The sequence below is a fragment of the uncultured Thiodictyon sp. genome (assembly GCF_903828115.1).
Lineage (GTDB): Bacteria > Pseudomonadota > Gammaproteobacteria > Chromatiales > Chromatiaceae > Thiodictyon.
In genome coordinates this window covers 1-4,559 of the sequence record NZ_CAIKKU010000136.1, presented here as the reverse complement: position 1 = coordinate 4,559, position 4,559 = coordinate 1, and the positions used below count along the sequence as shown (strand labels likewise).

Sequence of the window (4,559 nt, the reverse complement as noted above, 5' to 3'; positions counted from 1 at the left end):
GCTCGCCAGCGTGATTGAAACCTGTCGCCAGCGCGGCCAGGTGCCGTGGCCCTATCTGGCCGGCGTGATCGCTGAGCGCCGCGCCGGTCGCGCGGCCGCTCCGCTGCCGGCTCCAATGCCGGGTCTCTGAACGGCTACCCGGCGAGAAACATGAGCACAATATGAAAAAGCTTATCTTTATTGCCATCATCGCAGCGATTGGATGGTACGGGAGTCTGCTCTACGAAAAGCATGGAATCTCGTTTGGCATAAGGTCACTGGCAGACTCATCATTGACGGAAAAATGCATTACCAAAGATGGTCGTGTCATCTATGGGGTAGTGCCGCCGGGAACGATATGTGAGAGGATGGAACAGGTTGATGGTGCAAGTGATGGCAGGGCCTTGGATTGCGGTGAGGAACGAATCCCAGCGTCATCCGGCCAGTTCCAGGGCGTTCGGTTCTTTTGTCCGATCAACCTTTCGTGCTCGGCCGCAGTGAGTCCGTCGATACCGACGGTGACGGCATCGGCAACAAGCCCGACACCGCCGAACTTGCACTCGTGACACCGCCGTGACCCTGGAAATTCACTCCCGGAAGATGAGGCGAGCGCAGCGAAACCCATCATGTGCGCCGCAAGCGCGAAGCATGAGAATCGACTGTGAGCGCATGGCAAGAACGCTGCGTCATACGCAACTGAGCAGTTCCCAGAGAGATCGCTTGGCCAGGATTTTCTTGTTCCAGTTGGCGAGTGGTTGCCTTTACAAGGAATTCAAGGAGTACATCCGGCTCTTCAAGGTGATCGGCATTGACGAATACCGCGCGAGCATTGAGCGCTTTTCAACGTCGCCGAAGGCCTACGTCAGGAGGGCCGCTGGACGTTTACTCGACAGCGTCAGTTTCCTCAAGCCTGATGTCGATCCCCGCGCCGGTATGCGAACAAAATGAGTCAAGGCCATGAAACCCGGGACCGCCCGACCAAGGGCGACGCCCGCCGCGGGCGCGGCGATCGGACCGGCTTCACCACCGGGGCCAACGCGGCGGCGGCGGCGACCGCGGCGACCCTGGGGCTGATCGAGGGCCGGGTGCCGGAGTCCGTGGACTGTCTGCTGCCCAACGGCCAACGGGTGGTCTTTGCCATCTGCCAGGGGCAGGTGGCGGGCGAGCTGGCCCAGGCGGTCTCGATCAAGGACGCGGGCGACGACCCGGACGCGACCCAGGGCGCCCACCTGACGGCGCTGGTGCGCCGCCTCCCCGGGGGGGCCGGCGCGGTGCTGTTGCGGGGCGGTGCCGGGGTCGGGGTCGTGACCCGCCCGGGTTTGGGGTTGGAGGTGGGCAGCGCGGCAATCAATCCGGTGCCGCGGCGCAATATCGCGGAGAATGTCCGGGCCGCGGGCGCGGCGCTGCTGGCGGCGGGGGACGGGCTTGAGGTGACCATCGCGGTCCCGGGCGGGGAGGCGATGGCCCGCAAGACCCTGAATGCCCGGCTCGGCATCCTGGGCGGGATCTCGATCCTGGGGACCACCGGCATCGTGCGGCCCTATTCCACCGCGGCCTTTCGTGCCGCCCTGGTCCAGGCGGTGCGGGTGGCGGCCTTCCAGGGGCAGACCACCGTCGTCTTCACCACCGGTGGGCGCACCGAGAAGGGGGCGATGGCGGCGCTCCCGGGATTGGCGGAGGTCTGTTTCGTGCAAATGGGTGATTTCGTGAAGGCGGCCTTTACCAGTGCGATCAAGCTGCGGATGCGGCACCTCATCGTCGGGGCCATGGTGGGAAAGCTGACCAAGATGGCGCAGGGCCTGGCGGTGACCCACGCCTGGCGCGCCCCGCTGGACCGGGACCTGATCGCCGCGGTGGCCGCCGAGGTCGGGGCCCCGCCGGAGTTGGTGGCGCAGATCCGCGTGGCGGCGACCGCCCGCTTCGCCGCGGAGCGTCTGGAGGCGCTGGGGCTCGCGGTGCCGCTGCATCGGGTCCTGGCCTTGCGGGCGCTGGAGAGCCTGCGCCGCTGTTATCCTGGACCTTATCGACTGACGCTGCTGGCCTGCGACTTCGCGGGTCAACCGCTGGTCAGCGTTGGAGACGACGCCGATGGCTGAGACCTGCACCCTGATCGGAATCCTGGACGACGGTTGGCCGGGGTTGGCCGCGGCCGCACGGGCGCGGCTGGCCGCGGCGGGGTGCGTGATCGGCGCCGCCCGGACCCTGGACCTGGTCGCCTCCCGACTGGCCCCGGGCGCCCGGCAACTGCCGATGGACGGCGCCCTGGCCCAGGTCCCGGGCTGGGTGCACCAGGCCTGGGCGGACGGGCTGAGTGTTGTCGTGCTCGCCACTGGGGACCCACTCTGTCATGGTATCGGCGCGCGGCTGATCGCGGCCTTGGGGGCGGCGGCCATCGAGGTCCTGCCGGCCCCGTCCACCCTGCAACTGGCCTGCGCGCGCCTCAAGGTGCCCTGGCAGGGCGCCCATATCGCCTCCTGTCACAGCGCCGGGTCGGGCGAGTGGGAGCCGGGGGCGACCCCGGGCCATGCCCTGTACCAGGTCGTGCAGGCGGTGGCCCGGTACCCGCTGGTGGCGGTCTTCACGAGCCCCGAGAACGGGCCGGACCGGATTGCCCGGGCGCTCCTGACGGTGGGCTACGGGGAGGAGATCAGGCTGTCGGTCGCCGCCCGGCTCGACTGTCCGGACGAGGCCCTGTTCTCGGATCTCAGCCTGGAAGAGGCGGCCGGGCTGGAGTTTGCAGGGCCTAATATCGTCATCCTGGCGCGGGCGGGCGGATTGGAGCGGGGGCTGGATCGCGGCGGCGAGGGTGTCGCGGCGGGACGCCGCTCCCACATGGCAGGGTCCGACCCGGTCTTTGGCCTGGCGGATGGCGACTTCGCACAGCAGCGGCCTCGGGCAGGGGAGGGTGCCGGGCTCATCACCAAGCTGGAGGTGCGGGCAGTCAGCCTGGCCAAGCTCGCCCTGCGGCCGGACAGCCTGGTCTGGGACATCGGGGCCGGCTCCGGGGCCGTCGGTCTGGAGGCCAGCCGGATCAGCTATGCGGGTCACGTCTGGGCGATCGAGCGCGCCGCCGCCCAGGCGGCGGACGCGCGGGCCAACGCGCGGCGCCTGCGCGCCGGCAATTACAGCCTGTATGAGGGCGAGGCGCCGACCGGTCTGGACGCCTGGCCGGACCCGGATGCGGTCTTCATCGGCGGCTCGGGCGGGGGCCTGGAGGCGCTGATCCACCTTGTCGCGGGTCGGCTGCGTCCGGGCGGGCGCCTGGTGCTCAATTTGGTTACGCTGGAGAATCTGACGACTGCCACGGCGGCCCTGGACCGGGCTGGGCTGGCCTGGGACCTGATCCAACTCGCCCTCGCGCGCAGCCGGCCGATCCGCGGCCTGCACCGGCTGGCCGCATTGAACCCGGTCTGGATACTGACCGCCGCTCGCTTTGTTAATGATGAAGATTTAGAAACGGTTCACAATAGGTTAAACGATTCCATCAGTGACTGCCGATAGCGCCATTTTCGTTGTCGTTGTCGTTGTCGTTGTCGTAATCGAGGATATCGTAGCGCCCCGGATTCTCTAACCCCAAAGTGCTTCGCTTCTCCGATTACGACAACGACAACGACAACGATCGTGTTCAACTCCATCCTGTTAGCGGAAACGCCCCATGTCTGATGTTTCATCGCGCCCGCCCGGTTGCCTGATCGGCGTCTCGCTCGGCCCCGGCGACCCGGGTCTCATCACCCGCCGCGCCTGGGAGGTCCTGCAGTCGGGGGGGCGCTGGGTCTATCCGGTCAAGGGCAAGGACGCGGCCTCTTATGCCCTAGACATCGTGTGTCGGGCGGGGTTGACGGTGCCGGCGGATGCGGAGTCACTGCACTTTCCCATGACCAGTAACCCCGAGACCCTGGCCCTGGCCTGGACCCGCGCCGGGGTGCGCTGTGCCGAGCTACTCGCCGAAGGGCGGGACCTGCTGTTCCTGGTCGAGGGCGACGCCTCCACCTATTCCACCTTCGGTCACCTGGCGCGGGTGGTGCGAGGTCTGGGGGGCGCGGTGGAGGTCATCCCCGGGGTGCCCTCCTTCAACGCCGCCGCCGCCCGGCTTGCCGTGCCCCTGGTGGAGGAGGACGGGACCTTCGCGGTGATCCCCGCGGCCTATGGCATCGAGGTCATCGAGGGGTTGATCGACGCCTTCGACACCCTGGTCCTGCTCAAGGTCAAGCCCCTGCTCGATCCCCTGCTGGACCTGCTGGAGCGGCGCGGGCTGACGGCGCACGCCTGCTTCGTGGAGAAGGTCGGCACCCCGGATGAGCGGGTGGTGACCGGGGTCGGCATCCTGCGCGGGGAGTCGGTCAATTATCTGTCGCTGCTCTTGGTCCGCAACCCCGGGCGGGTGCGCGGGGACTTGCGGCGGGGGTGCTCCGGGACCCGCAACCCCCTACCCATGCCGGCGATCGAGGGAGATCAGTAACGCGTCAAGAACAAGCCAAAAACAATCGTTGTCGGGTTCGTTGTCGTTGTCGTTGTCGTTGTCGTAATCGGAGAAGCGATGCACTTTGGGCTGCGAGAGAATCCGGGGGCTACGATAACCT

At 67.6% G+C, this 4,559-nt stretch carries 4 protein-coding genes; all 4 read left to right on the top strand.

Annotated features, from left to right (window positions below; genetic code table 11):
• Positions 1–699: 699 nt before the first annotated feature.
• The 4 genes from QZY48_RS05185 (at position 700) to cobI (ending at position 4,438) form a co-directional block, all read left to right on the top strand.
• Complete coding sequence (locus QZY48_RS05185) at positions 700–927, top strand: hypothetical protein (protein WP_295428626.1); 228 nt, start codon at positions 700–702, stop codon at positions 925–927.
• Positions 924–2,075: a cobalt-precorrin-5B (C(1))-methyltransferase gene (locus tag QZY48_RS05180; protein WP_295428624.1), complete on the top strand. Its 1,152-nt coding sequence runs from the start codon at positions 924–926 to the stop codon at positions 2,073–2,075. Before QZY48_RS05185 ends, QZY48_RS05180 begins: the two co-directional genes overlap by 4 nt.
• Positions 2,068–3,480, top strand: a complete 1,413-nt coding sequence (gene cbiE, locus QZY48_RS05175) for a precorrin-6y C5,15-methyltransferase (decarboxylating) subunit CbiE (RefSeq protein ID WP_295428621.1) — start codon at positions 2,068–2,070, stop codon at positions 3,478–3,480. Before QZY48_RS05180 ends, cbiE begins: the two co-directional genes overlap by 8 nt.
• A gap of 154 nt (positions 3,481–3,634) precedes the next feature.
• Complete coding sequence (cobI, locus tag QZY48_RS05170) at positions 3,635–4,438, top strand: precorrin-2 C(20)-methyltransferase (protein WP_295428618.1); 804 nt, start codon at positions 3,635–3,637, stop codon at positions 4,436–4,438.
• Positions 4,439–4,559: the final 121 nt, after the last annotated feature.

Coding starts and splice junctions, on each gene's coding strand:
- QZY48_RS05180 (WP_295428624.1), top strand. CDS start 924: ATGAGTCAAGGCCATGAAACCCGGGACCGCCCGACCAAGGGCGACGCC.
- cobI (WP_295428618.1), top strand. CDS start 3,635: ATGTCTGATGTTTCATCGCGCCCGCCCGGTTGCCTGATCGGCGTCTCG.
- cbiE (WP_295428621.1), top strand. CDS start 2,068: ATGGCTGAGACCTGCACCCTGATCGGAATCCTGGACGACGGTTGGCCG.